We start from the raw sequence: 25,201 nt of genomic DNA on the forward strand, positions 1-25,201 counted from the left end.
GATCCGACGCAGACCCGTGGGCGGGGGGCTTGGGGTTTACGAGCCGGTGCCGGACCGAACCGTCTCAGGCAACGCCGGTAAATTCGTCGGACATTGGGGCATGAGCGCGGATAAAAAAAGGCAGAAATGTGGCGGAACATCACCAATTCCAACACGGCGTTTCATAAAAGTGACTGGACGTGACGGAAACGGCGCGGCGCGGGGCTCGGTTCGCCGGGCCTTGCAATTCAGTCGCGAACACGCCAACTTTGGTTGGCAAAGATTCATTTTGAAGGATCGAGGCATGACCGATGACAGTGGCGGGACGGGGGATGGGGACGCATCCGCAATAATCCCGCTGCACGAGGCGCGACGCGAACGTCTCGATCAGCCGGTGCGGTTCGACCGACGCGAGCTGGACCAGATCCTCAGGCTCTACGGACGCATGGTCGCCGCCAATGAATGGCGCGACTACGCCATCGATCATCTCGCCGACCGCGCTGTCTTTTCCGTCTTCCGCCGCACCAGCGAAGTGCCGCTGTTCCAGATCGTCAAGGATCCGAAACTGGCCCGCAAGCAGGGCGCCTTTGCCGTCATCGCCGCCGGCGGCCGCATCTTGAAACGCGGCCAGGAACTCGGCCGCGTGCTCGGTGTGTTCGACAGCAAGTTGAAGCTGGTCGAAGCCTGAGCAGGGAATTAGAGCAGGGGAATTGAAGAAGTGGAGAATTGATGAGTTGAGAAAAGGCCTCGGCGTCATCTGTTGCCGCCGCTTCTTTTTATTCTTCAGTTCTTCAATTCCGCAATTCTTCAGTTCCTTCTTCAGTCCCCTCTAAGGCGAAACTTCCGCTCCGGCAGCGATTCGGGATCGGGCGGCGCCGATGCCCCGCCATTCAGCGACAGCTGCATGAACACCGTGTCCAGCCAGCGCCCGTGCTTGTAGCCGGAGCCTTCCAGGCGGCCCGAATGGCGAAAGCCGAGCTTTTCGTGCAGCCGCACCGAGGCGCTGTCGGGACGGCCATCGCCGATCACCGCGATGATCTGGCGAAAGCCCGCCGTCGTCACCGCCTCGATCAGGCTTTGCATCAGCTTGAGCCCGACGCCCTGGCCCTTGGCCTCGGGCGCGACATAGACCGAATCCTCGACAATGAAGCGATAGGCCGGGCGTGGCCGGAAGGCACCGGCATAGGCGTAGCCGAGAACCGCGCCGTCCTTCTCCGCCACCAGGTAGGGAAAGCCGCCGGCCATCAGGCTGTCGAATCGAACACCCATCTCCGCGCGGCTCGGCGGCTCCAACTCATAGCTCGCCGTGCCTTTGGCGACCGCGTCGGCGTAGATATCCGTGATGCTGTCGAGGTCGGCCGCTGTCGCCGGTCGAATCGTAATAGTGCTCATAATTTATGCGTGCCATTTCTCTGCTCGCGATAACAGCAAAGCCCGGCACAAAAGAAAAGGGCGGCCGTTGGGCCGCCCTTTTGGAACTCGATGGTCCAGCATGCTGAACTAGCGACGGTCGCCCATGAACTGCAGCAGGAACATGAACAGGTTGATGAAGTCGAGATAGAGCGTCAGCGCGCCCATGATCGCCTTGCGGCCGGCAACGTCCGAACTGTCGCCCTCGAAATACATCTCCTTGATCTTCTGCGTGTCATAGGCGGTGAGGCCCGCGAAGACCAGCACGCCGATCGCCGACACGGCAAACGACAGCGCCGACGACTGCAGGAAGATGTTGATCACCGACGCGATGATGATGCCGAACACGCCCATGATCAGGAACGAGCCCATTGCCGTCAGGTCGCGCTTGGTGGTGTAGCCGAACAGCGACAGCGCACCGAAGGCGGCGGCCGTGGCGAAGAAGGTCTGTGAAATGCTGGCCGTGGTGTAGACCAGGAAGATCGAAGACAGCGACAGGCCGACGAGACCGGCATAGACCCAGAACGTCGTCTGCGCCGCCGAAACGCTCATCGACTGGACGCGGAACGACAGGAACAGCACGGCGGCCAGCGGCGCCAGCATCACCACCCAGCGCAGCGGCGAGCCGAAGATCGCGTAGCCGAAGGACGTCAGCATCTCGCCGCTCGGCAGCGTCGCGACAGCCGAAGCCGGATCGGTGGTGGTGGCCAGCATGATCGTGCCGACAGCGGCAAGACCGGTGATGAGGAGGCCAAGCCCCATCAGATTGTAAACCTTGATCATGTAGGCGCGCAGGCCCTGATCGATGTCGGCACCGACGCCGACGCCGGGCACGGCGCGCGTCTGGTAGTTGCGAATGGGATCAGCCATTGTAGTCCTCTATTGCTTCTGCCCCGTCCGGTGTCAGGTCCTTCCGGACCCAGGCGCCGCTGGCAGGGCTCCAGCATGCCTGTGGCGAAATATGATGGTTATTCGCGTCAAGAACAAGACCGTAACCGGATGTAACGGTTCGTGAGAGGGCGAAGCGCCGTTTCCTCGGCTTTTCGGACGGCTTTCTTACCAAGATTTAATCCAGGATGTCCGTTCCGGGCCTGTCGTCACAGGTTGCGCAGCACCGGTGCTGCCTTGTGGCCGAGCACCCGCCAAGTGCCGGCGAGACCAATGCCGACCGTGATCACCAGCGAAAACAGAATGGTTGCCACCGCCACCTCCGGCATGAAATGCGACGGCAGAGTCATGATGCGCGCGACGACGAACCAGGCGGCTGCGCTGCCCGCCGCCAGCGCGAAAATGGCGGTGGCCAGCCCGATCAGCATATATTCGAGCGAGAAGGCCGATATCAGCGTCGTGCGTGTCGCGCCCAGCGTCTTCAACACCACCGCATCATGGATGCGCGCCCGGTTGCCGGCTGCAAGCGCGCCGGCCAGCACCAGCACCGAAGCGATCAGCGCCACGCCAGCGGCCGCCCGGATCGCCGTGCCGAGCTGCCCGACCAGCCGGTTGACGACGTCGAGCGCGTCCTTGACCCGCACCGTCGTCACCGCCGGGAAGGCGCGGGTGACGGCGTTGAGGATGCGGGCGTCGTCGGCCGTCGATGCACTCTTTTCGGTCAGCGTCGCCATCCAGCCATGCGGGGCGCCCGCGAATGTGTTGGGCGAGAAGACCATGACGAAATTGATACCCATCGTCTCCCATTCGACTTGGCGGAAACTGGCGATCCTGGCCGTGACATTGCGGCCCAGCACATTGACGGTGATGGTGTCGCCGAGCTTCAGCCCGATCTCCTTGCCTTCTTGCGCCGAAAACGAAACCAGCGGTTCGCCGCTGTAATTTTCGGGCCACCAACTGCCCTCGGTCAGCGTCGCGTTCTCCGGCTGCCTGGTGTCATAGGTCAGGCCGCGATCCCCCCTCAGCACCCAGGCGCCTTCCGCCGGCACCTTCACCTTGTCGACGTCGACACCGTTCAGCGCCATCACCCGGCCGCGCAGCATCGGCACCTTGGCCAGCACGCCCTGCGGCGCCTCCTTGCCGATCAGCGCCGAGAAGGACGCGACATCGGCGCTCTGGATGTCGACGAAGAAGAAGTTCGGCGCCCGTTCCGGCAGGCTGCCCGAGATCTGTCGCCTGAGATTGCCGTCGATCAGCGCCAGCGTCACCAATAGCGTCAGCCCGAGCCCCAGGGACAGCACCACCGATGGCGTCAGGGCGCCTGGCCGATGGATGTTGCCGATGGCGAGCCTGAGCGCCACGAAGCGCACGCGCGGGCTTTTCCTGGCCGTCCATTGCACCAGTGCGCCGACCGCGCGCAGCACCAGGAAGGCGAAGACGGTAGCGCCGACAAAGATCGAGGCGATGCGCTGGTCGCCCGAGAACAGAATGGCCAGCGCCGCAAGCAGCAGCGCGATGCCTATGGCCGCCGCGACATAGGCGGGGCGCGGCAAGCCGCGGCCTTCCAGCCCCATTTCGCGAAACAGCGCGGTTGCCGGCACGTCGCGGGCGCGGCCGAGCGGCAGCAGCGCGAAAGCCAACGTCACCAGCAGGCCGAACAGCGCCGCCATGCCGAGCGCGCCGGGATAGAAGCCGCCTTCGGCCGGCACCGGAATGACGGATTGCAAGGCCGCGCTCGCCGCGAAGGGCATTAGTGCGCCGAGCACAAGGCCCAGCACGATACCCAATCCGGCTATGATCAGGATCTGCACGAGATAGACGGCAAAGACGAAGCCGCCCGAAGCGCCCAGGCTCTTGAAGGTGGCGATGACGCCGCGCTTGCCGTCGAGATAGGCGCGCACCGCATTGGCGACGCCGACGCCGCCGACCACCAGCGCCGTCAGCCCGACCAGGGTCAGGAACTGCGAGAAGCGTTCGATGTTGGACGACAGCGCGGGCGCCGCGTTGCTGCGCGTGCGGATCGACCAGCCGGCTTCCGGAAAATCCGTGGCGGCCTGATCCTGGATGGCCTTGAGCCTTGCCTCGTCGGCGTCCGCCGGCAGCCGGATTTTATAGGCATTCTCGACCAGGCTGCCCGGCTGGATCAGTCCAGTGGCCGCCAACCCTTCGGTCGAGATCATCAGCCTCGGCGCGAAGCCGAAACCGTCGGACACGGCGTCCGGTTCGGCGACCAGCTTGGCGCGCAGTTCGAAAGTGGCGGTGCCGAGCTTCAGCCGGTCGCCAAGCTTGACGTGCAACCGCTCGAACAGAAGATCGGGCGCTGCCGCACCGAAGACGCCGAACTCTTCGCCGAACAGTTCCTGTTTCGACAGCGCCGGCTCGGTCTCCAGCGTGCCATAGAGCGGATAGACATGGTCGACCGCCTTGGCCTCGACCAGCGCCTGGTCGGATCCGTCGGCCAGACGCGCCATCGAACGCATGCTGGCGGTCCGCGAAACCGTGCCGAGCCCGTCAAGGAAGCTGCGCTCCGCCTGGCTGGCGTCACGCTGGTTGATCTGGAAGCGAAGATCGCCGCCAAGCAGCGTCTGGCCCTGATTGGCGACACCGGCGGTGATCGAACGCGCCACCGAGTTGACGCCGCCGATGGCCGCGACGCCGAGCGCGATGCAGGCAAGGAAGATCAGGAAACCGGACAGGCCGCCGCGCATCTCGCGCAGCGAGAAGCGGACAGCGAGCCTCAACGTCCGGGACAGCGGCATCAGGCCGTCACCTTGACCGGCGCCGGTGCCTCGATCCGGCCCGAGCGCATCGAAACCTGGCGCGAACAGCGTGCCGCGAGCGCCGGATCATGCGTCACCAGCACCAGCGTCATGCCGCGCTCGGCCGCCTTCGCAAACAAGAGGTCGGCGACCTGCCGCCCGGTCGCCTGGTCCAGATTGCCGGTCGGCTCGTCGGCGATCAGGATGCGCGGCGACGGCGCCAATGCGCGGGCGATCGCCACGCGCTGCTGCTCGCCGCCCGACAATTCGCCGGGATAGTGGGTGACGCGGTCGCTGAGGCCAACCGCCGCCAGCTCGCGCGCCGCCACCGCGAACGGATCGGCATGGCCCGCCAGTTCCAGCGGCACCGCGACATTTTCGAGCGCCGTCATGTTGGGAATGAGATGGAAGGACTGGAACACGATGCCAATGTTTCGGCCACGAAACGATGCAATCTGGTCCTCGCTTTTGCCGTTGAGCAGCTCGCCGGCGATTCGGACCGTACCCGAATCGACCCTTTCCAGGCCTGCCAGGACCATCAGCAAGGTCGACTTGCCGGAACCCGAAGGTCCGACGATGCCGGTCGCCTCGCCGGTCGCCACATCGAGGCTCACCCCCTTCAGCACATGGACCGATGAAGCGCCCTCGCCAAGGGTCAGGGACACATCTTTCAGCGCGATGACGGCTTCTGTCAAAATGAAATCGTCCTATATCTGGGAATGAAGGCTCTGCTTGCCGGAAGCCGTCGACTGAAGAATTCCTAGCTCATATGGGGCCTGCCGCATGTCTTTCAAACGCAGTATTGCCGCAGGCTTCGTGGTTTTCCTCGCCATTTGCGGCGTCATGTCGTCGGCGCGTGCCGAGCCGTTCAAGATCGTCGGCTTCGGTGACAGCCTGATGGCGGGCTATGGCCTTGGACCCGACCAGGGCTTTACCGACAGGCTGCAGGCAGCGCTTGGCGCCAAAGGCCACGACGTGACCGTCGCCAATGCCGGCGTCTCCGGCGACACGACGAGCGGCGGCCTGGCGCGGCTTGACTGGTCGGTGCCGGACGGCACGCAACTGGTCATCCTCGAACTCGGCGCCAACGACATGCTGCGCGGCGTCTCGCCCGACATCACCAAAAAGAACCTCGACGAGATGCTGAGCAAGCTGAAGCAGCGCAATATTGCCGTGCTTCTGGCCGGCATGCGCGCCGCACCCAATCTCGGTCCCGACTACCAGAGCGCCTTCGACGCCATTTTCCCGGACCTGGCGAAGAAATACGACGTCGCGCTCTACCCGTTCTTTCTCGATGGCGTCGCCGGCCAGCCCGGCATGCAGCTCGAGGACGGCCTGCATCCGAGCGCACGAGGCGTCGACCAGATGGTCGAACGCATCCTGCCCGCGGTCGAGAAGGTGATCGCGGCGGTGCCGGGCGATTCCTAGCGGGTTGGAACTGTTTCCGCCCGGCGAGCTTTTAACAGGGACTGTGGCCAACAAACCTCTTGCTCCGTTTGACTATCGATGATTCGCTATGGGTGACAGTTCGATTCGAGGAAGGGAGGCTTTTCATGCCGCGTCTTTTCACCGCCCTCGAAATTCCGCGTGACGCTGCCCTTTCGCTGTCCCTGCTGCGGGGCGGCTTGCCGGGAGCCCGCTGGATCGACGTCGAAAACTACCATCTGACGCTGCGCTTCATCGGCGATGTTCCCGGCCATGTCGCCGACGAGATCGCCAACGCGCTCGACCGCGTCCACCGCCCTTCTTTCTCGCTGGCGCTGACCGGCGTCGGCGCTTTCGGCCAGAAGAAGCCGCATGCGGTGTGGGCGGGCGCTTCCGCCTCGCCCGATCTGGCCGCCCTTCAAGGTGAGATCGACCGCATCTGCCAGCGGCTCGGCATCCCGGCCGACCCGCGCAAATTCATGCCGCATGTGACGCTGGCGCGCTTGCGCAATTCGACCCCGCTGGACGTTGCCCAATATCTGTCGGCGCGCGGCAATTTCTCGACGCTGCCGTTCCGCATCGGCCGTTTCGTTTTGATGTCGTCGCGCGATTCGGTCGGCGGCGGACCCTACATCGTCGAGGAAGCCTGGCCGCTGTCAGGCACGGACGCCCGCGCCTCCAGCCTTGTCGCCAGCGCCTCCGACGCCTCGCGGATCATGCGATAGGCGGAAGCGAAGGCTTCTGCCTCGTCATGATAAGGATCCGGCACGTCGCGTGCCTTTCCCTGCGCGAATTCCAGGAACAGATGGATGCGGTCCTGCACGGCCGCCGGCGCCAGCGCCTTCAGGTCGGCGACATTCGACCGGTCCATGCCGAGGATCAGGTCGAAACGGTGGAGGTCCTGTGGCGTGACCTTGCGCGCCCTCTGCCCGGAAATGTCGACGCCGTGCCGCATGGCGACCGCGATCGCGCGTCGATCGGGGGCAGAGCCGGCCTCCCAGTCACTGGTTCCCGCCGAATCGAGCAGGATATCCCGGGCCGACCCGCGCTCGGCCCAAACGGCGCGGAAGACACCTTCCGCCAGCGGCGACCGGCAGATGTTGCCGAGGCAGACGAAGAGAATGGAATTTATAGGCTTCGCGCTCATCGATCCGTCGCTATGGTGAGGGTCGTTTTCGAATAGCACAGGATAGGGACATGGCGAGAGAGAAACTGGGCAGGCAAGCCGCTGAAGCCGCATTGACGGGCCTCGACGGCTGGGCGCTGGCGGAAGACGGCGCCTCCATCAAGCGCACATTCACCTTCGCGAATTTCTCCGAGGCTTTCGCCTTCATGACCCGCGTCGCGCTTGCCGCCGAGGCGATGGATCATCATCCTGAGTGGTCGAATGTATACAAGACCGTCGACGTGACGCTGAACACCCACGACGCCGGCGGCGTCACTGCGCTCGATATCGATCTGGCCACGAAAATGAACCGTTTTGCCGGCGCCTGAGGCCTGGTATCGCCTCGGCAGGCCCAAATCGGCACCGGCATCTTGTAGCGGGGGTCGGGTTTCACCACATTTTCCCCCGCGGGCAGGCGCCGGATGCGCATGAGCCCCGCAAGGAGAGACTGATGGCGCAACAATCCGGTTTTGATTTCTTCGGCTTTGGCGGCAAGCCGTCAGACGAGAGCGAAGTGCGCGAGAAATTCTGGCGCACAGCCAAGAAGGCCGCGCGGCAGATCCCCTTCATGGAAGAGGTCGTGGCCGCCTATTATTGCGCCATGGACAAGAACACGCCGCTGCGCGCCAAGGGCATTCTGCTGGCCGCGCTCGGCTATTTCGTGCTGCCGGTGGATGTCATCCCCGACTTCGTCTTCGGGCTTGGCTTCACCGACGACATCGCCGTGCTCACCGCCGCGATCACCGCCGTCAGTGCCCACATCACCACTGCGCACCGGCAGGCCGCCAGGGACGCCATAGCCGACAAGGGCTGAACACGCGCGCGGAACGCCGTTGAAGCCGGCTTTCGGCGACAGCGTAAAAAGTCAAACTCTTGCCGCTTTCGTGGCCTCCAAGTCGCCAAAGGGATGTCGCGCCACCCGCTCGCAGGGCGGCGGCGCGGGTATGGTGGCGGTTTCCTCGGAGTGAGGGTCCTTTTCTCTTCGGAAATTCACCGTTTGGTAACCCAGATTAAATCAAAATGAAGCGACGGGCAGGACGCCAAGCCGGCCTGCCTCCGCACCATTTGGAATACGGGAAAAGCGATGCGCGGATTGATTGCGATAGTTTCGAGTCTGGCCCTGGTGGCCGTGGCAGCGCCGGCACTGGCGCAGTCGGCGACCAAGATCGGCCAGCACAATGCCTGGGGCACCTACAGCTACCAGGCATCGGGCGGCAAGGTCTGCTATGTCCTGACGGTGCCGACCGACAAGCAGCCGCCCACGCTCGACCATGGCGATATGTTCTTCTTCGTCAGCCAGCGGCCCGGCCAGCAAGTGTCCTACGAGCCGCAATTCATTGCCGGCTACAATTTCCAGGAGGGCTCCAAGGCCACCGTGACCATCGACAAGAAGACGTTTTCGATGTTCACGCGCGGCAAATCGGCCTGGGTCGAGAATGCCGCCGAGGAGCCGGTACTGATCGCCGCCATGAAGACCGGCACCGACATGAAGGTGACGGCGAAGTCCGGCCGCGGCAATCCCACCTCCTATGTCTTCTCTCTGAAGGGCATTTCGGCGGCGCTGACATCGATCGCCAAGTGTAAATAGGCAAAGCTACTTTTTTTGAGAGAAAGGCCGGGCCGCGAAGCCCGGCCTTTTTTCTTTCATACTTGCCCCGGCCCGGCCTCCGCCCGGCGGCGCCGGATCGCCTCGGCGATGAAGACACGCGATAGCGCGTGATAGAGCGGCTCGTGCGAGATCATGCGCGCCGTGCCGTAGCCCAGCATCGAGGCCAGCATCAGCGCGATGACATTGTCGTGATTGCCGGTCATCTCCAGGATGATGACGAAGGCCGTCATCGGCGCTTGCACCACACCGGCGAAATAGCCGGCCATGCCGAGCAGTGCCGCCACCCCAGTGCTCGCGCCAAAGAGGAGGCCGAGCGAACTGCCGATGCCGGCGCCGACAGCCAGCGAGGGCGCGAAGATACCGCCCGGAATGCCCGAGATCATCGACAGCAGTCCCGCCAGGAACTTTTCGGCGAAGAAGAACCACGGCAGCGGCGTGCCTTCGACGGCGCCCCGCGCCTGGACGTAACCGGTGCCGAAGGTCAGCCCGCCCGAGGCGATGCCGATCACCGCCACCGCAAGCCCGCAGATTGCGGCCACGACCAGGGCGCGCCGCAAAGGCTGCCCAGTGTTCCAGCGCCGGATCCGCCGCGTCGCCTTCAACGCCAGCAGCGAGAACAGCGCGCCGAACCCGCCGCCGATGATGCCGCAGGCAAGCACCAGCGGCCATTCGGCAGCAAACGAGATGGTGTCCCTGGCGACGCCGAAATAGGTGTAGTTGCCGAGCAGGCCGAGCGAAGCGAGACCGGCCAGGATCACCGCCGTCAGCACCAGCCCGTTGGTTCGCGCCTCATAGGTGCGGCCCATCTCCTCGATGGCGAAGACGATGCCGGCCAGCGGCGTGTTGAAGGCGGCGGCAATCCCGGCGGCCGACCCGGCCAGGATCAGACCCCGGGCCTGCACCATGCCGCCCCAGCGTGCCGCCTGCAGCATCAGCGACGCGCCGACTTGCACCGTCGGACCCTCGCGGCCGATCGAGGCGCCGCAGAACAGGCCGACGATGGTGAGCATGATTTTGCCGGCCACCAGTTTGAGGGACAGGATGTGGCTGCGGTCCTCGTCGTCACGCAGATGGCGGGCGGCGATCGCCTGCGGAATGCCGCTGCCTTGCGAACCGGGAAAGAAGGTGTGGGCGAGCCAGGCGCACAGCACGAAACCCAACGGCGTAATGGCAAGCGGCAGATAGAAACGCCAGCCGCCTGCATCTCCTGTCATCAGTTGAAACAGTTCCTGCGCCCTGTCGGCCAGCACCGCGAACAGCACGCTGATCACACCGATGCCAAGCGCGCCGGCCCAGAACACCAGGCGCGGCTGCCAGACCCGCCGTGAGCCCCACATCGCGCGCGAACGCCGCAGCATGGGATATTTTCGCGATGTGCCGGCCATGTCTGTCCTCGAGCGGGGAATGTTTCGGCCTAACACAGCTGGGCAGTCTATTAAACTAGCGCCGGAAAAACCTGTCGTTGGCGCTCGCCTGAGTGCCAGGCGGAAGCATCGCTTCGGTGAAAGGTCGGCCCCCCACTCCGTCGAGCTACGCTCGACGGAGTGGGGGAAGCCATCAGCCAAACGCGCTGCCGCCGCAAGACAGGCATTATCGGGAGAGAAATGCCCGCCATGACGAGGGGCGGTGCCGAGTCGTTCCAAGGCGATCGTAGATCGTAAAGCTAGCTGAGCATGACTCTGCCCTCAACCTGTGCTATGCGCCGCGCTTCCTTTCCGGCACGATGCGTGAAATCGGCCGCAAACCGCTTATATCAGTGCAACCATGACCCTTTCATTCGATCTCACCACTGACAGCGCCCGCGACGCGTTGCGTGCCCGCGCGGCACAGCCCGAAAAGCAGTCGCTGATCGGCCTGACGCGGATCGAACTCGCCGAGACTCTGGTTGCATCAGGCGCTGTGCCCGAGCGCCAGGCGAAAATGCGCGCCCAGCAGCTGTGGCACTGGATGTATGTGCGCGGCGTCTGCGATTTCGCCGGCATGTTCAACATCTCCAAGGATCTGCGTGCTGAGCTCGACAAGCATTTCACCGTCGCCAGGCCCGAGATCGTCGAGGAGCAGATTTCCGCCGACGGCACGCGAAAGTGGCTGTTCCGCTTTCCGCCGCGCGGCGCCGGTCGGCCCGTCGAGATTGAGACTGTTTATATTCCCGAAGAGGGTCGCGGCACGCTGTGCATCTCCTCGCAGGTGGGCTGCACGCTGACCTGCTCGTTCTGCCACACCGGCACGCAGAAGCTGGTGCGCAATCTGACGGCCGAGGAGATCCTCGCCCAGCTGCTAACCGCCCGCGACCGGCTCGGCGATTTCCCTGACCGCGACACGCCCGACGGCGCCATCGTGCCGGCCGAAGGCCGCAAAGTGTCCAACATCGTCATGATGGGCATGGGCGAGCCGCTTTACAATTTCGAAGCGGTGAAGAAGGCGCTGCTGATCGCTTCCGATGGTGACGGCCTGTCCCTGTCGAAGCGGCGCATCACGCTGTCGACCTCCGGCGTCGTGCCGGAAATCTTCCGCACCGGCGAGGAAATCGGCGTCATGCTGGCAATCTCGCTGCATGCCACCAATGACGATCTGCGCGACTTGCTTGTCCCGATCAACAAGAAGTATCCGCTGAAGGAACTGATCGCCGCCTGCCGCGCCTATCCCGGCCTGTCGAACGCCAAGCGCATCACCTTCGAATATGTGATGCTGAAGGACGTCAACGATTCCATCGAGGACGCCAAGGGACTGATCAAGCTGCTCAAGGGCATTCCGGCCAAGATCAACCTGATCCCGTTCAACCCGTGGCCGGGCACCAATTACCAGTGCTCGGACTGGGAGACGATCGAGAAATTCGCCGACTACATCAACAATGCCGGCTATGCCTCGCCGATCCGCACGCCGCGCGGCCGCGACATCCTCGCCGCCTGCGGTCAGCTCAAATCCGACTCCGAGCGCATGCGCAAGGTCGACCGGCTGGCTCTGGAAGCGATGATGATAGCGGGGCACGGCGAGGCGTGAACCGCCCCTTCGCCTGGCTAAGACGCCTCGCCATCATGGCGGTCGGCTATGTCGCCGCCGTGCTGACCTCGATCCTGGTGCCGGTGCTGCTGATCGCTCTTCTGGAAGGCATCGAAGACGGCAACTGGTCGATCATTTTCGCCTTCGACTGGCTTGGCTCGTTCCCGCTCGCCGTGTTGACCGTAATGATCGGCGCGCTGTTGATCGTCGGCCCGGCGCTCTTTGTCGCCGAACGGTTCTCACTTCGAGGATGGTTCTACTTCGCCGCCACTGGTGCGATCACGTCCATTGCCTTTGGCGTATCCATGCCGCGCTCGGCCAGCAGCTTTGTCTTCAATCCGGGCTTTCTGGGTTTTCTCGCCACCGCCGGCATCGCCGCCGGTTGGATCTACTGGCTTCTGGCTGGACGCAGGTCCGGCACGGGCCGGAATCTGGGCCGGGATTGATGGCGCATCTCGTCGGCTACCTCATCCGTTTCACCGTCATCCTGTTCGGCTATGCCGTCGCCTCGCTGGCGGCGAGCGCCTTCCTCAACATCCTGTTGCTGGCGTCGCTCGGCTACACGCCGGAGCATGCACATCCGACGGCGACGGCTTCCCTGTATTTCTCAATTCCCTTCGCCGCCCTGTTCGTCGCCTATTTCGCCCTGATGCCGGCCTCTGTCGTCATCCTGCTTGCCGAAATCCTGGGCCGGCGCGACTGGCTGTTCTATGCGCTGGCGGGCGCGGTGGTTGCCGGTGTTTTTCCTCGGGCTTGCCGACCACAGCGGTGACACCGCCTTCGCCGTCAGGGACACCAGCGCCATCATGGCCGTGATCGGCAGCGGCATGGTCGGTGGTATCTTTTACTGGCTCAGCGCCGGGCGCTGGGCCGCAAGCTGGTGGCAAGGCGAACCAGGCTCAAAAGAAGATGGCCATACAGGATGACGGCGCCTACTTTGCCTGCGCCGTCAGGATCTTGAGGGCGAAGGCGGAGAACACGCCGGCAAAGAGATAGTCGACCACCCGCGTGACGCGCGGGCTGGCCTTCATCGCCGCCGAAAACTTTTCCGCCGCCAGCACCATCGGCACCGTCACCGGCACCGACAGCACGATGAACATCGTGCCCAGGAAAAACAGCTTTCCCGGTGCGTTCGGATCATGTGCGGAGACGAACTGCGGCAGGAAGGTCATGAAGAACAGGATGATCTTCGGGTTGAGCAGATTGACGCCGAGGCCCGCCGCCCAGCTGCGCAACAGCGAAATCTCGGGTCCCGTCTTCTTCTCCGGCGAAAAGGCCGAGCCCCTGGTGATTGCCTGCCAGGCCAGGAAGACGAGATAGCCGGCGCCGAAGATCTTCAGCACGAAGAATGCCATCGGCGAGGCGACGATCAGCGCCGAGACGCCGACCACCACCAGCGTGGTGTGGATCAGCGTGCCGCACAGCGCGCCGGCCATCGAGGCAAAGCCAGTGGCACGGCCCTGGCTCAGCGTGCGCGAGACGAACAGGGTCATGTCCGGCCCCGGCGTGATCGCCAGGATGACCGTGGCGATGGCGAACTGGATCAGCGTGGTGGTGTCTGGAATGAACGACATGAGCGGCCCCGGGGAATTGGGAGGCCTATACAGGATGCGCCATGTCGACGCCAGACACAGCAGCGATCCGATCTCGATCCAGCAGGCGTCTGCACGGCATTCGCTGGGCGCCGGCCGCGGCAGTCCTATGCCTGCCTGCTCAGCCGTATCCTCGCTGGCTCCTCCGCGAAGAGTCGATCGTTGCGGACATCGGTGTCCCCGGTGATCTGGTCGATCGGCTTGGGCCGGCCGAGAAAATAGCCTTGCGCCTCATTGCAGCCTTCGACCTGCAGGATGGTGAGCTGGACATGTGTCTCGACGCCTTCGGCGAGCACCGGAATGTCGAGGCTGCGGCCCAGCGTCAGCACCGCCCGGATGATGGCCTTGGCCTGCGGGCTTCGCTCGACATCGGCCATGAATGAGCGGTCGAGCTTGATCTTGTCGAAGGGAAACGAGCGCAGCGTATCGAGCGATGAATAGCCGGTGCCGAAATCGTCGATCGCGATCGTCACCCCAAGCGCCTTGACCTGGCGCAGGACATGCAGCGTGCGCACCTTGTCGGCGACGATCGTCGATTCGGTCAACTCCAGCTCCAGCCGTTTCGGCGACAGCCCGGTCTCGATCAGGATCTGATGGACGAGCTTGGCGAGATCGGCATGGGCGAACTGCACCGGCGACAAATTGACCGCGATCTTGTGGCCATTGCCCCACGAGGCCGCCTGCCGGCACGCGGTCCGCAGCACCCATTCGCCGATCGCCATGATCGAGCCGTTCTCTTCGGCAATCGGGATGAATTCGGCGGGCGGGATCATGCCATGCACGGGATGGGTCCAGCGCAGCAGCGCCTCGTAGCCGCAGGTGGCGCCGCTCTGGACCGAGGTCTGCACCTGATAGTGCAGCGAGAGCTCGTCGCGCTCGATCGCCTGGCGAAGGTCGGTGGCCAGCGCGCGGCGCGCCCGCGCCGTCTCGTCCATGGCCGATTCGTAGAAGCAGACGGCACGCGTCACGTCGCCCTTGGCCCGGTACATGGCAAGGTCGGCGTTGCTGACCAACCGCTCGCGGTCGGCCCCGTCGCGCGGATAGACCGCGACGCCGATGCTGGCGCCGGCGGCGATCTCGAAATCCTCGAGCCGCAACGGCTCGAACAGGGATTTCTCCAGCCTCGAGACCATGCCGAGCAGGTCCTTCTGATCCTTGAAGCGCTTGATGGCGGCGAACTCGTCACCGCCGAGCCGTGCGACGAACTCGCCCTCGCCGGTGAGTTTCGCCAGCCTGCGGGCAACGATCTTGAGAGCCTGGTCGCCGGCCGCGTGTCCCCTGAGGTCGTTGATCTCCTTGAAGCGGTCGAGATCGATGACGATGACCGCCGTCATCGTGTCCTCGCCCTCGCATGCCCGGTCGATCTCGTGGTCGAGGCGGTCGTTGAAGGAGACGCGGTTGGGAAGGCCGGTAAGGGCGTCGTTGAGGGCGAGATGCTGAAGCCGCACGAAACTCTCCAGTCGGCCACGCTCATCGATCAGGTAACTGGCGAAGCCGGTGGCCGCGACGATCAGGCCGACCACGGCGACGGCGACCGCCATTGCCACCAGAATATCGGGATTGGTGCCTGTGCTGATGAAGGACAGCGGCGTCACCGCCACCGCGGCCATAGCCGTGAAATGCAGGCCGACGATCGCCAGCACCAGCAGCCCGATGGCGAGATAATGCGACCAGCCGTATGGCCGGCGTACGGCATGGCCGACGGCCAGGGCGGAGAACACCGCCGAGATGACCAGTGAGGCCACGACATAGGAGCCGTCCCATTCGACAATGCCGGCAACGTGATAGGCCATCATACCGGTGTAGTGCATGGCCGAGATCGCCAGGCCGACGACGACGCCGCTCCATTCCGGGGCCAGCCGCCGGCTCTTGCCGGATGCAAGGGTGAAGCCCAGCCCGGTGCCGACGATGGCGATGACCAGGGACGCCATGGTCAGAACCGGATCGAAGGTGATCGGCGCGCCGGGCTGGTAGGCCAGCATGGCGATGAAATGGGTGCACCAGATCGACGAGCCGGCGGCGACCGCGGTCAGGAACAGCCAGCCCTTCATCTGCACGCCGGTGGTTTTCCTCGAACGGTCGAAGAGGCCGATCGTCACCCAACAGCCGGTGACGCACATCAGCGCCGCCAGGAGGACAAGCCACAGATTATGCTCCGTGGCGATGCATGATATAACGCGCATCGAGAGTCGCCCAAGCCCGAGGAGCCCGCGACAAGGCAGGCAAGAAGCCGCCCGGAACGTGCCCAAGGCGGCTTTGTCGTAAGTGTTAGCGGCACGGCATGAAAACTTGATTAAGTCTCACCGGCAAATGCAGCCTTTGATTGCAGCAGGTTGTTTCCGCTGCCGGCATCGTGCTCCCGCCATACGCTGGACCAGAAGCCATGCACGCACGCGTGCTTGCTCGCTCTGCCGTTCCTGCTAAAAGGCGCTGCGACAAATCCGTGACGCCCAGGCTGGGGCGTCCGCCACCGACGGGGTAAAAATGTCCAAAACCAAAGACATCAAGAAAGTCGTGCTCTCCTATTCCGGCGGTCTCGACACATCCATCATCCTGAAATGGCTGCAGACCGAGTTCGGCGCCGAGGTCATCACCTTCACCGCCGATCTCGGTCAGGGTGAAGAGCTGGAACCGGCGCGCCGCAAGGCCGAGATGATGGGCATCAAGGACATCCGTATCGTCGATGTGCGCGAGGAATTCGTCGCCGACTTCGTCTTCCCGATGTTCCGCGCCAACACCGTCTATGAAGGCACCTATCTGCTCGGCACCTCGATCGCCCGGCCGCTGATCTCCAAGCATCTGGTCGATATAGCCCGGGAAACCGGCGCCGATGCGATCGCGCATGGCGCCACCGGCAAGGGCAACGATCAGGTTCGCTTCGAGCTCTCGGCTTACGCACTGAACCCCGACATCAAGGTCATCGCGCCGTGGCGCGACTGGACGTTCAAGTCGCGTACCGACCTGATGAATTTCGCCGAGCAGCACCAGATCCCGGTGCCGAAGGACAAGAAGGGCGATGCACCGTTCTCGGTCGACGCCAACCTCTTGCATTCGTCCTCCGAGGGCAAGGTGCTGGAAGACCCGTGGGTGGAGCCGCCGGAATTCGTTCATCAGCGCACCGTTTCGCCGATGGACGCGCCGGACAAGGTCACCGAGATCGAGATCGAGTTCCTGAAGGGCGATCCGATCGCGCTGAACGGCAAGAAATTGTCGCCGGCAACCATGCTGGCGACACTCAACGATCTTGGCCGCGACAATGGCATCGGCCGGCTCGACCTGGTCGAGAACCGCTTCGTCGGCATGAAGTCGCGCGGCGTCTACGAAACGCCAGGCGGCACCATCCTGATCGCCGCCCACCGGGCCATCGAATCGATCACGCTCGACCGAGGTGCGGCCCACCTCAAGGACGAGTTCATGCCGCGTTACGCCGAGCTGATCTATAACGGCTTCTGGTTCGCGCCCGAACGGCTGATGCTGCAGGCGATGATCGACAAGAGCCAGGAAGACGTCGAGGGCACGGTGCGGCTCAAGCTCTACAAGGGCAACGTCATGGTCACCGGCCGCAAGTCGAAGAAGACGCTTTACTCCGATGCGCTGGTCACTTTCGAGGACGACCGTGGCGCCTATGACCAGAAGGACGCCGCCGGCTTCATCCGCCTCAATGCACTGCGGCTGAGAACGCTGGCAGCGCGCAACCGCGCCAAGTAGGGCGGATGCGCGGTTTCGGTCGCTGCCTGGCGCCGCTGGTTGTTCTGGCGACGCCGGCCGCCGGCCAGGAGTTCGACCCCGCCTCTCTTGACCTTCCCGCGCTGATCGAGTGCAGGGCGGACGTTCCGACCTACAACGACTTTGCCCTGTGGCTGTCCAGCGCACCGGGTGCCGTTGAAACGCTTGGCTGGAAGGAGGTTGCCTCCGCCAATCCGTTTCTCAGCCAATACGAACTGCCGGCCAAAATCCGCGTGTTCAACCGCGAGACAGGATCGATCGTGTTTACCGCTGCGGGGCCGATGGCCGTGCTCGACGGCGTTGCCGCGCCGGAGCTTGCAAAAGAACTCGACGTCATGGCCGTTTTTTCCACGCCGCAAAAATTCCTTGGCGAAAAGGTCGTTGTCCAAAGCACCGAAGAGTCGGAAGGATTGACCTTCTCCACGGACGTCAAGCTCAACGTCTCGACCGTCGAGTCCCATCCCGGCAAGACCCTGGCCGGCTGCTCCTACACGCTCGAAATCAAATAAAAACCCGGCATTCACGCCGGGTTTTCGATCAAGTCAAAAATGGCCGGGGCCTCCTGCCCGGTGCATGGTCCGTCAATCGCCGTCGATCGCCGTGGCAATGCGGGCGATGGCCTGCTGATAGACGCTCGCGGAATTCCAGCCGGCAATCGCGCCTATATTCGCACTCGCGCTCGCGCCTGCCCGCCAGCCATGACCCTTGAGGAAGTTGGCGGTGGAAGCCAGCGCCGTGCCCTTGTCGCGCAGGTTTCCGCCGCCGACGCCATATTTCAGGACGTTTCCTGGCAGGAACTGCGTGTGTCCGATCTCGCCATGCGCGGCCCCGACCGACGAGGCTGTCAGCGCCCCGCGATCGACCAGCTTCAGGGCGGCGATCGCATGCGGGTAGAAGAACCCCGGGCGGCGGCAATCATAGGCAAGCGTCAAAATGGCAGAGACGGTGTTCTGGTTGCCCATGGCCGAACCGAAGCCGGTTTCCATACCCCAGATGGCCAGCAACACGCCCGGCGACACGCCGTAATTCGCTTCGATCTTGGAGAACAGCGCCGCATTCGACTTTTTCAGCGACCGGCCCTTGGAGATAATCGCCGCGCCGCCGCGCCGCCGCATGAAATCGTCCACCGAGCCGCTGAAGGCCTTGTGAATGCCGCGGTCGACGGAGATGGTCTTTGTCGCGTAGTTCGCCCCGGCCAGAGCGGCCAGCCCCTTGGCGCCCACACCTTCCGACCTGGCCTGCGCGGCAAAGTCCTGCTTCCAGGCCTCGAAGCCGGCGCCGGTCTTGCCGCAGCTGGCCGCTGCCTGTGCGCCCGTCGCCAGCGCAAGCACCGCCATCGCGGCCGCTGCAAACATCTTTCCCTTGGCAAGAATTGCCATGTTGATCTCCTGGTTGCCTGAATCACGTCCCAATTGCGAACTTGCCAGCGAAACGCGCACTTGTCACTGTCACCGCTGCAATGCTGGCGAATGCCGTGGAATTTGCCTAGGATCAAGTGATTATTGTGGCAAGGGGGCTGCATGCAAGACGTTGATGTCGTCATCATCGGCGCCGGCTCGGCGGGTCTTGCCGCTGCCAAAACCCTGCAGGCGGCGGGGCTTTCCTTCACGCTGCTCGAAGCGATGGACCGAATCGGCGGGCGAGCCTGGACCAGCGACCAGCATTTCGGCGTGCCTTTCGACATCGGCTGCGCCTGGCTGCATGCCGCCGACCGCAATCCCTATTTTCCCGAAGCGCAAGTGGCAGGCTGGACGTTGCATCATCACGACATGAATGTCGATCATCTCTACTACCGCGAGCGCAAGGCGAGCGAAGCGGAAGAAGCCGACATGAAGTCCGCCGACGCAAAGCTGTTCGAACTGCTGGCCAGGCATGAAGTGAAGGACGGAGATGACGATCGTCTTTCGGCGCTGTTGGCAAAAGGCCATGCGCCGCGCGCCGCCGCCACCTTCGCCGGGCCGATGGATTTCGGCGCCGACGAGGACGAAATCTCGATCCTGGACTTCCAAGCCGCCGCCGATCTCGACCCGAACTACTTCAGCAAGGAGGGCCTTGGCGCGCTGGTGGCGCGTTTCGGCGCCGGCGTGCCGGTCGAACTGTCGACGCCGGTACGCAAGATCCTGTGGGACGTGCCCGGCGTCGCCTGCGTCACCGATCGCGGCACCGTCCGCGCCAAAGCGGTGATCGTGACCGCTTCGCCGGCGGTGCTCGCCTTCGAGGAGATCGCGTTCTCGCCGGCCCTGCCCGACACCCATTTTGGCGCCTTCTTCGACCTGCCGATGGGCATGCTGACCAAATTGCCGGTCGAAATATCGGGCACAAGGCTCGGGCTGCAGCCCTTCGACGACCTGCTGATCGAACGGATGGCCAGGCACGACATCTATTTCCTGTGCTTCCCGTTCGACCTTGACCTGATGGTCGGCTTCGTCGGCGGCGATTTCGCCTGGGAAATGTCGGCGGCCGGCGAGGCGGCCGGCATCGACTTCGTCGTCGACCGGCTGTGCGGCATCTTCGGTGGCGATACGCGCAAGCATGTCGGACGCGCCATGATGACCAATTGGGGCGGCGAGCGCTTCGTGCGCGGCGCCTACGCCGCCGCCCGCCCTGGCCGTTCACTGGCGCGCGCCGCGCTCATGCAGCCGGTGGCCGACAAGATCTTCTTCGCCGGCGAGCACTTGGCCGGCCCGCTGATGCAGACCTGCGGCGGCGCACGGCTGTCGGGCGAAGCGGTGGCAAGACAGGTTGTCGCCCAGCTTGCGGCCAAATAGCTTCAGGAAAATGTGGAACGCCGCGCGGCTGTTCGCGTTGGGCACGGGCCGCCGTGAATATCTATGTCACCTCCGGTGAATTGAGACCGACATGAAACTCTTCGACTGCCCCCATTGCGGCCATCGCATCTATTTCGAGAACGCCCAGTGCCTGAACTGCGGGAACCCCGTGCTCTACGATCCCGAGCACGCCTGTTTCGCGCTGGCGAGCGCCGACGGCATCTTCCAGTGCACCAACGCCGATGAATGCGCCTGCAACTGGATGGCCGAGCCCGGACACGCCTTTTGCCGCGCCTGTGCGCTCAACCAGTTGATCCCGGATCTCTCCGTCGACGGCAACCGCCGCCGCTGGATCCGTGTCGAAGCGGCGAAGAAGCGCGCCATCTATTCGCTGCTGGCCTTCGGGCTGCCGGTGGCGCCCAAGCAGAACCCCGCCGACGAGATCGGGCTGGCCTTCGACTTCCTCGCCGATCCGATCGGCGGCGGCCCCGGCGGCGAGCGGATCCTGACCGGCCACGACAATGGCCTGATCACGCTCAACGTCGCCGAGGCGGATTCGGCCGAGCGCGAGAAGCGGCGCGTCGAGATGGGCGAGAACTACCGCACCTTGCTCGGTCATTTCCGTCATGAGCTTGGGCACTATTATTGGGACCGCCTGATCCGCGACGATCCGCACCGGCTCGAAGCTTTCCGCGCACTGTTCGGCGATGACCGCGCCGATTACGAACAGGCGCTGAAGGCCTATTATGCCAATGGTGCGCCGCCCGACTGGCAGCAAGGCCACATCTCGGCCTATGCGACCTCGCATCCATGGGAGGACTGGGCCGAGACCTGGGCTCACCACCTGCACATCACCGACACGCTGGAAATGGTGCACGCACTGAACTTTCCGCTCGGCCGGCTGGAGACGGTGGAGGCCAACGACTTGCCGCGCGGCGACACAGGCGGCGAATTGCAGGCCGCACCCTCGGAGCCGCCGACCGCGCCCGAGTCTTTCGAAAAGATCCTGGCCCGCTGGCTGGTGCTGTCGGAAGCCTCCAATTCGATCAACCGCTGCATGGGCCTGCCGGACCTCTATCCCTTTGTCATTTCGGACGTCACGGCGCGGAAATTGGACTTCGTTCACGAACTTCTGACCGATTTGCCTGGAGAACAGGGAACAAATCGTGAGTTGGCACAGGCGCTTTAGCGGGAACGCATGAGCTGCTGCCCCGTTTTCGCTGGCGAGGGACCATGAAAACGGAGAGAAACCATGAAATCCCTGTTGTTTCCGGCGGTCGCCGGAATGCTGACCGTGATGTCGGGCGCCGCGTTTGCCGACACCGCCGTCTCAGCCGTCACCGATCTTAACGTTCGCGCCGGACCCGGCCCGCAATACCCTGTCATCGGCGTGCTCGCCGCCGGTCAGTCGGCAACGCTCAATGGCTGCATCGAAAACAGCAAATGGTGCACCATAGCCGAGGCCGGCGGCCAGGGCTGGGTCTATTCCGACTATGTGACGGCCGATATAGGCGGCAGCCGGGTGGTGCTGACGCAACGGCGCGCCAGCGTTGCTGTCGTCTCGCCGCCGGAGGACATCGGCAACTACTCGACCGATTATACCGGCGCGATCATCGCCAGCGATCCGGTCGTCGATGACTTCCCGCCGCCCCCGGCTGAAGTCCGCACCTATGTCGACACGCACCGCCTCGATCCCATCTATCTCGATGGCGAAGTGGTCACCGGCGCGACCCTGCCCGACACCGTCGAGCTGCGCGAGATTCCAGACTACAATTACCGCTATGTCTATGTGAACGGCCAGCGGGCGCTGATCGATCCGCAGACCCGGCGCATCATGTACGTCGTGCGCTGACGACAATTGACATAAGCGGCCGCTGCCACAGCAGCGGCCGCCGGCAGGCGGCACCGCAGCGTCGCCTCTTGTGCGCCGACGCTGCTCTGAGCATTGTCCTTTGCGGAAAACTTCCGATTTTTCCGGCGGTCGGTTAGTCAATAGGCGATGACTTTGGCAAAGGAGCCCGCGTGACCATCGATCCGGCCGCCTTCGAGCGCTACAGGCATTCGCCGAACGCCAGGACGACCTTGCCGCGCCTGTTGCTCGGAACGGGGATCGTCGTCCTTTTTTGGGCAGCAACCACCGTGGCCGTGCTGGTCGGCGGCACCTATGCCTTCTTCGCCCGGCAGGCGGCCCCATCATCCGGCATGCAGGGTTTCCTCGCCTCGCCCATCGGCATTCTCACCGCGCTCGTCTCGTTCGCCGGCATCTGGATCGGCCTGTGGGTCGCGATGCGCTGGGTGCATGGCGAGAAGCTGTCGGCGCTGCTCGGCAACAGCCGGCGTGTTTCATGGTCCGGCTTCCTCAAGGGGCTGATCGCGGTGCTGATCACCTCGTTGATCTCCGAAATCCTGCTCTATCTCTTGCAGCCGCAGATCGCGCGCGGCCCGATCAGCCTGTCGTCCTGGCTGCTGTTTGCGATCCCGATCGCCGCGCTCACTCTGTTGCAGACCTCGTCGGAAGAGTTGCTGTTTCGCGGCTACCTGCTGCGCGGGCTGGCCAGCCGGTTCAAGAGCCCGTTCATCTGGGCGCTGCTGCCGGCCCTGCTGTTCACCTCGCTGCATTGGAGTGCGAGTTCGTCGCCAGCCATCAACGCCTGTGTGCTGGCGTCGATCGCCGCTTTCGCGTTGCTGCTGACGCTTGTCGTTTACGCAACAGGCAATCTCGGCGCCGCGCTGGGTGCTCATCTCGGCAACAACCTGACCGGCTTCCTGCTGATCTCGCATCAGGAAAGCTACAATTCCTTCGCCCTGTTCAACGCCAGGCCGCTCGAGGGACCGGGCTGGGCAACGTCGGATGCGGTTCTCATCGCCTTCATCGGCATCGCCTGCAGCCTGCTGACCATCGGGCTGCTTTTGCATCCGCGCTCGCCGCTCAAGGTCGCCGCCGAGCTTCCGGACCGCGCGAGCACGGCCTGAATGCGGGTCCGGGAACGACGCTACCCGGCCCTTGTCTTGACTCTTGCGCAGATTTCCTGTCTACACGCCCCGACTTCCGCGACGAGTATCCCTCCGAGCAAGCCGACCAGGACGCCGAAACCTCTTTGAGGTGAAGTGCTGTAAATCGATCCTGGAGGCCAACACCCGGCAGCGCTGAGCGCCCCCGGGTGCTTTTTGGTTTTGGCTTTTGCTTGGACTTTTGGTTGGACACTGGGCGCGAACGCATTACCTCTCGGGCACCATCCGGGTGCCAGGGAAAAGGAAAACGAATGTTTGAATCGCTACAGGAACGTCTTGGTTCGATCCTGAACGGCCTGACCGGCCGCGGCGCGCTGTCGGAGGCTGATGTCTCGGCGGCGCTGCGCGAGGTGCGCCGTGCGCTGCTCGAAGCCGACGTGGCGCTGGAAGTGGTGCGCTCCTTCACCGACAAGGTGCGCGAGAAGGCCGTCGGCGCTGCCGTGGTCAAGTCGATCAAGCCCGGCCAGATGGTCGTCAAGATCGTTCATGACGAACTGGTCGACATGCTCGGCGCCGAAGGCGTCGCCATCGATCTCAATGCCCCGGCGCCGGTCGTCATCATGATGGTCGGCCTGCAGGGTTCCGGCAAGACGACCACTTCGGCCAAGATCGCCAAGCGTCTTTCCGAGCGTCAGAACAAGAAGGTCCTGATGGCCTCGCTCGACACGCGGCGCCCCGCCGCGCAGGAGCAGCTTCGCCAGCTCGGCGAACAGGTCAAGGTCGCCACGCTGCCGATCATCGACGGCCAGTCGCCGGTCGACATCGCGCGCCGCGCCGTGCAGGCGGCCAAGCTCGGCGGCCACGACGTCGTCATCCTCGACACCGCCGGCCGCACCCATATCGACGAGCCGCTGATGGTCGAGATGGCCGACATCAAGAAGGTATCGAGCCCGCACGAAATCCTGCTGGTCGCCGATTCGCTGACCGGCCAGGACGCCGTCAACCTGGCCAAGAGCTTCGACGAGCGCGTCGGCATCACCGGTCTCGTGCTGACCCGCATGGACGGCGACGGCCGTGGCGGTGCTGCCCTTTCGATGCGCGCCGTCACCGGCAAGCCGATCAAGCTGATCGGCACCGGCGAAAAGATGGACGGGCTGGAGGAATTCCACCCCAAGCGCATCGCTGACCGCATCCTCGGCATGGGCGACATTGTCTCGCTCGTCGAAAAGGCCGCCGAGAACATCGACGCCGAACAGGCGGCGGCGATGGCCAAGAAGATGCAGTCGGGCAAGTTCGACCTGAACGATCTCGCCGGCCAGCTTCAGCAGATGTCGAAGATGGGCGGCATGGGCGGCATCATGGGCATGATGCCCGGCATGGGCAAGATGAAGGACCAGATGGCCGCCGCCGGTCTCGACGACAAGATGTTCGGCCGCCAGCTCGCCATCATCTCGTCGATGACCAAGGCAGAGCGCGCCAATCCCGATTTGCTCAAGCATTCGCGCAAGAAGCGCATCGCTGCCGGTTCCGGCACCGACGCGGCCGAAATCAACAAGCTGCTCAAAATGCATCGCGGCATGGCCGACATGATGAAGGCGATGGGCGGCAAGGGCAAAGGCGGCGGCCTGATGCGCGGCATGATGGGCGGCCTCGCCTCCAAGATGGGCCTCGGCGGCATGATGCCCGGCGGTATGGGTGGCATGATGGGCGGCGGCATGCCGGACCTGTCGAAGATGGATCCCAAGCAGCTCGAAGCCTTGCAGAAGCAGGCGCAGGCAGCCGGCCTAGGCGGCGGCATGAAAGGCCTTCCCGGCGGCGGTGGCCTGCCCAGCGGCATGCCAGGTTTGCCCGGCGGCATGAAACTTCCCGGGCTTCCCGGCCTCGGCGGTGGCGGGCTGCCCGGCCTTGGCAAGAAGAAGTGAGGACGC

At 64.1% G+C, this 25,201-nt stretch carries 24 protein-coding genes and 1 pseudogene; 16 read left to right on the forward strand and 9 right to left on the reverse strand.

The annotated features are described in order from the left end of the window. The first annotated feature begins 283 nt into the window (after positions 1-283). Positions 284-667, forward strand: a complete 384-nt coding sequence (locus tag P3C39_RS10330) for a DUF2794 domain-containing protein (protein ID WP_013528825.1) — start codon at positions 284-286, stop codon at positions 665-667. Between the two features lie 131 nt (positions 668-798). Here P3C39_RS10330 and P3C39_RS10335 read toward each other — a convergent pair whose 3' ends face one another. The 4 genes from P3C39_RS10335 to P3C39_RS10350 all read right to left on the reverse strand — a co-directional run bounded on the left by P3C39_RS10335 (position 799) and on the right by P3C39_RS10350 (position 5,731). Beyond that, positions 799-1,371 (reverse strand): GNAT family N-acetyltransferase, encoded by a 573-nt coding sequence (locus P3C39_RS10335; RefSeq protein ID WP_275953418.1) that lies wholly within the window; start codon positions 1,369-1,371, stop codon positions 799-801. Between the two features lie 108 nt (positions 1,372-1,479). After that, positions 1,480-2,259 carry a Bax inhibitor-1/YccA family protein gene (locus tag P3C39_RS10340; protein WP_013528823.1) on the reverse strand — a complete coding sequence of 260 codons (780 nt, stop codon included), beginning with the start codon at positions 2,257-2,259 and terminating at the stop codon, positions 1,480-1,482. Positions 2,260-2,486: 227 nt separating this feature from the next. Next, positions 2,487-5,036, reverse strand: coding sequence for an ABC transporter permease (locus tag P3C39_RS10345; protein ID WP_275953417.1), 2,550 nt, complete (start codon positions 5,034-5,036; stop codon positions 2,487-2,489). Further along, positions 5,036-5,731 carry an ABC transporter ATP-binding protein gene (locus P3C39_RS10350; RefSeq protein ID WP_013528821.1) on the reverse strand — a complete coding sequence of 232 codons (696 nt, stop codon included), beginning with the start codon at positions 5,729-5,731 and terminating at the stop codon, positions 5,036-5,038. Before P3C39_RS10350 ends, P3C39_RS10345 begins: the two co-directional genes overlap by 1 nt. A gap of 88 nt (positions 5,732-5,819) precedes the next feature. Here P3C39_RS10350 and P3C39_RS10355 point away from each other — a divergent pair, with 88 nt between their 5' ends. Then, on the forward strand, positions 5,820-6,464 hold the full coding sequence (locus tag P3C39_RS10355; RefSeq protein ID WP_275953416.1) for an arylesterase: 645 nt from the start codon (positions 5,820-5,822) through the stop codon (positions 6,462-6,464). A 125-nt stretch (positions 6,465-6,589) separates the two neighbouring features. After that, positions 6,590-7,186, forward strand: coding sequence for an RNA 2',3'-cyclic phosphodiesterase (gene thpR / locus P3C39_RS10360; protein ID WP_013528819.1), 597 nt, complete (start codon positions 6,590-6,592; stop codon positions 7,184-7,186). On the opposite strand, the gene P3C39_RS10365 is transcribed toward thpR, so the two are convergent. Then, positions 7,090-7,608: a low molecular weight protein-tyrosine-phosphatase gene (locus tag P3C39_RS10365; protein ID WP_013528818.1), complete on the reverse strand. Its 519-nt coding sequence runs from the start codon at positions 7,606-7,608 to the stop codon at positions 7,090-7,092. The genes thpR and P3C39_RS10365 overlap by 97 nt on opposite strands. A 50-nt stretch (positions 7,609-7,658) precedes the next feature. On the opposite strand from P3C39_RS10365, the gene P3C39_RS10370 reads away from it, so the two are divergent. From P3C39_RS10370 to P3C39_RS10380, 3 genes are all read left to right on the forward strand, one after another. Continuing rightward, the gene (locus tag P3C39_RS10370; RefSeq protein WP_013528817.1) at positions 7,659-7,955 is read left to right on the forward strand and encodes a 4a-hydroxytetrahydrobiopterin dehydratase; all 297 of its coding nucleotides are present in this window, start codon (positions 7,659-7,661) and stop codon (positions 7,953-7,955) included. A gap of 122 nt (positions 7,956-8,077) precedes the next feature. Beyond that, on the forward strand, positions 8,078-8,440 hold the full coding sequence (locus P3C39_RS10375) for a YkvA family protein (RefSeq protein WP_127368612.1): 363 nt from the start codon (positions 8,078-8,080) through the stop codon (positions 8,438-8,440). 270 nt (positions 8,441-8,710) lie between these two features. Continuing rightward, on the forward strand, positions 8,711-9,214 hold the full coding sequence (locus P3C39_RS10380) for an invasion associated locus B family protein (RefSeq protein ID WP_013528815.1): 504 nt from the start codon (positions 8,711-8,713) through the stop codon (positions 9,212-9,214). 56 nt (positions 9,215-9,270) lie between these two features. Here P3C39_RS10380 and P3C39_RS10385 read toward each other — a convergent pair whose 3' ends face one another. Then, the gene (locus P3C39_RS10385; RefSeq protein ID WP_024504018.1) at positions 9,271-10,620 is read right to left on the reverse strand and encodes a chloride channel protein; all 1,350 of its coding nucleotides are present in this window, start codon (positions 10,618-10,620) and stop codon (positions 9,271-9,273) included. A gap of 379 nt (positions 10,621-10,999) precedes the next feature. Between P3C39_RS10385 and rlmN the strand changes: the two genes are divergently transcribed. The 3 genes and pseudogenes from rlmN (at position 11,000) to P3C39_RS10400 (ending at position 13,161) form a co-directional block, all read left to right on the forward strand. After that, positions 11,000-12,235, forward strand: coding sequence for a 23S rRNA (adenine(2503)-C(2))-methyltransferase RlmN (rlmN, locus tag P3C39_RS10390; RefSeq protein ID WP_275953415.1), 1,236 nt, complete (start codon positions 11,000-11,002; stop codon positions 12,233-12,235). A gap of 35 nt (positions 12,236-12,270) precedes the next feature. Beyond that, on the forward strand, positions 12,271-12,681 hold the full coding sequence (locus tag P3C39_RS10395; protein ID WP_263499194.1) for a hypothetical protein: 411 nt from the start codon (positions 12,271-12,273) through the stop codon (positions 12,679-12,681). After that, a pseudogene (locus P3C39_RS10400) lies at positions 12,681-13,161 on the forward strand (hypothetical protein). The gene P3C39_RS10395 and the pseudogene P3C39_RS10400 overlap by 1 nt, the downstream one beginning before the upstream one ends. A gap of 6 nt (positions 13,162-13,167) precedes the next feature. On the opposite strand, the gene P3C39_RS10405 reads toward P3C39_RS10400, so the two are convergent. Continuing rightward, positions 13,168-13,809 carry a LysE family translocator gene (locus P3C39_RS10405; protein ID WP_013528810.1) on the reverse strand — a complete coding sequence of 214 codons (642 nt, stop codon included), beginning with the start codon at positions 13,807-13,809 and terminating at the stop codon, positions 13,168-13,170. Positions 13,810-13,934: 125 nt separating this feature from the next. Then, the gene (locus tag P3C39_RS10410) at positions 13,935-16,010 is read right to left on the reverse strand and encodes a bifunctional diguanylate cyclase/phosphodiesterase (RefSeq protein WP_275953414.1); all 2,076 of its coding nucleotides are present in this window, start codon (positions 16,008-16,010) and stop codon (positions 13,935-13,937) included. Positions 16,011-16,311: 301 nt separating this feature from the next. Here P3C39_RS10410 and P3C39_RS10415 point away from each other — a divergent pair, with 301 nt between their 5' ends. After that, complete coding sequence (locus P3C39_RS10415; protein ID WP_013528809.1) at positions 16,312-17,535, forward strand: argininosuccinate synthase; 1,224 nt, start codon at positions 16,312-16,314, stop codon at positions 17,533-17,535. Positions 17,536-17,540: 5 nt separating this feature from the next. Next, on the forward strand, positions 17,541-18,062 hold the full coding sequence (locus P3C39_RS10420; RefSeq protein WP_027162880.1) for a hypothetical protein: 522 nt from the start codon (positions 17,541-17,543) through the stop codon (positions 18,060-18,062). A 72-nt stretch (positions 18,063-18,134) separates the two neighbouring features. Here P3C39_RS10420 and P3C39_RS10425 read toward each other — a convergent pair whose 3' ends face one another. Beyond that, the gene (locus P3C39_RS10425; protein ID WP_275953413.1) at positions 18,135-18,932 is read right to left on the reverse strand and encodes a lytic transglycosylase domain-containing protein; all 798 of its coding nucleotides are present in this window, start codon (positions 18,930-18,932) and stop codon (positions 18,135-18,137) included. 141 nt (positions 18,933-19,073) lie between these two features. Here P3C39_RS10425 and P3C39_RS10430 point away from each other — a divergent pair, with 141 nt between their 5' ends. The 5 genes from P3C39_RS10430 to ffh all read left to right on the forward strand — a co-directional run bounded on the left by P3C39_RS10430 (position 19,074) and on the right by ffh (position 25,195). Continuing rightward, positions 19,074-20,321 carry an NAD(P)/FAD-dependent oxidoreductase gene (locus tag P3C39_RS10430; protein ID WP_275953412.1) on the forward strand — a complete coding sequence of 416 codons (1,248 nt, stop codon included), beginning with the start codon at positions 19,074-19,076 and terminating at the stop codon, positions 20,319-20,321. 91 nt (positions 20,322-20,412) lie between these two features. Then, the gene (locus P3C39_RS10435) at positions 20,413-21,510 is read left to right on the forward strand and encodes a putative zinc-binding metallopeptidase (protein WP_013528805.1); all 1,098 of its coding nucleotides are present in this window, start codon (positions 20,413-20,415) and stop codon (positions 21,508-21,510) included. Positions 21,511-21,573: 63 nt separating this feature from the next. Continuing rightward, positions 21,574-22,173: a DUF1236 domain-containing protein gene (locus P3C39_RS10440; protein WP_063169558.1), complete on the forward strand. Its 600-nt coding sequence runs from the start codon at positions 21,574-21,576 to the stop codon at positions 22,171-22,173. Positions 22,174-22,343: 170 nt separating this feature from the next. After that, a complete protein-coding gene (locus tag P3C39_RS10445; RefSeq protein WP_013528803.1) occupies positions 22,344-23,294 on the forward strand; it encodes a CPBP family intramembrane glutamic endopeptidase in 951 nt (316 codons plus the stop codon). A 290-nt stretch (positions 23,295-23,584) separates the two neighbouring features. Next, on the forward strand, positions 23,585-25,195 hold the full coding sequence (gene ffh / locus P3C39_RS10450) for a signal recognition particle protein (RefSeq protein ID WP_024504031.1): 1,611 nt from the start codon (positions 23,585-23,587) through the stop codon (positions 25,193-25,195). The last annotated feature ends 6 nt before the right edge of the window (positions 25,196-25,201 follow it).

It is taken from the genome of Mesorhizobium sp. XAP4, assembly GCF_029269325.1.
GTDB lineage: Bacteria > Pseudomonadota > Alphaproteobacteria > Rhizobiales > Rhizobiaceae > Mesorhizobium > Mesorhizobium ciceri.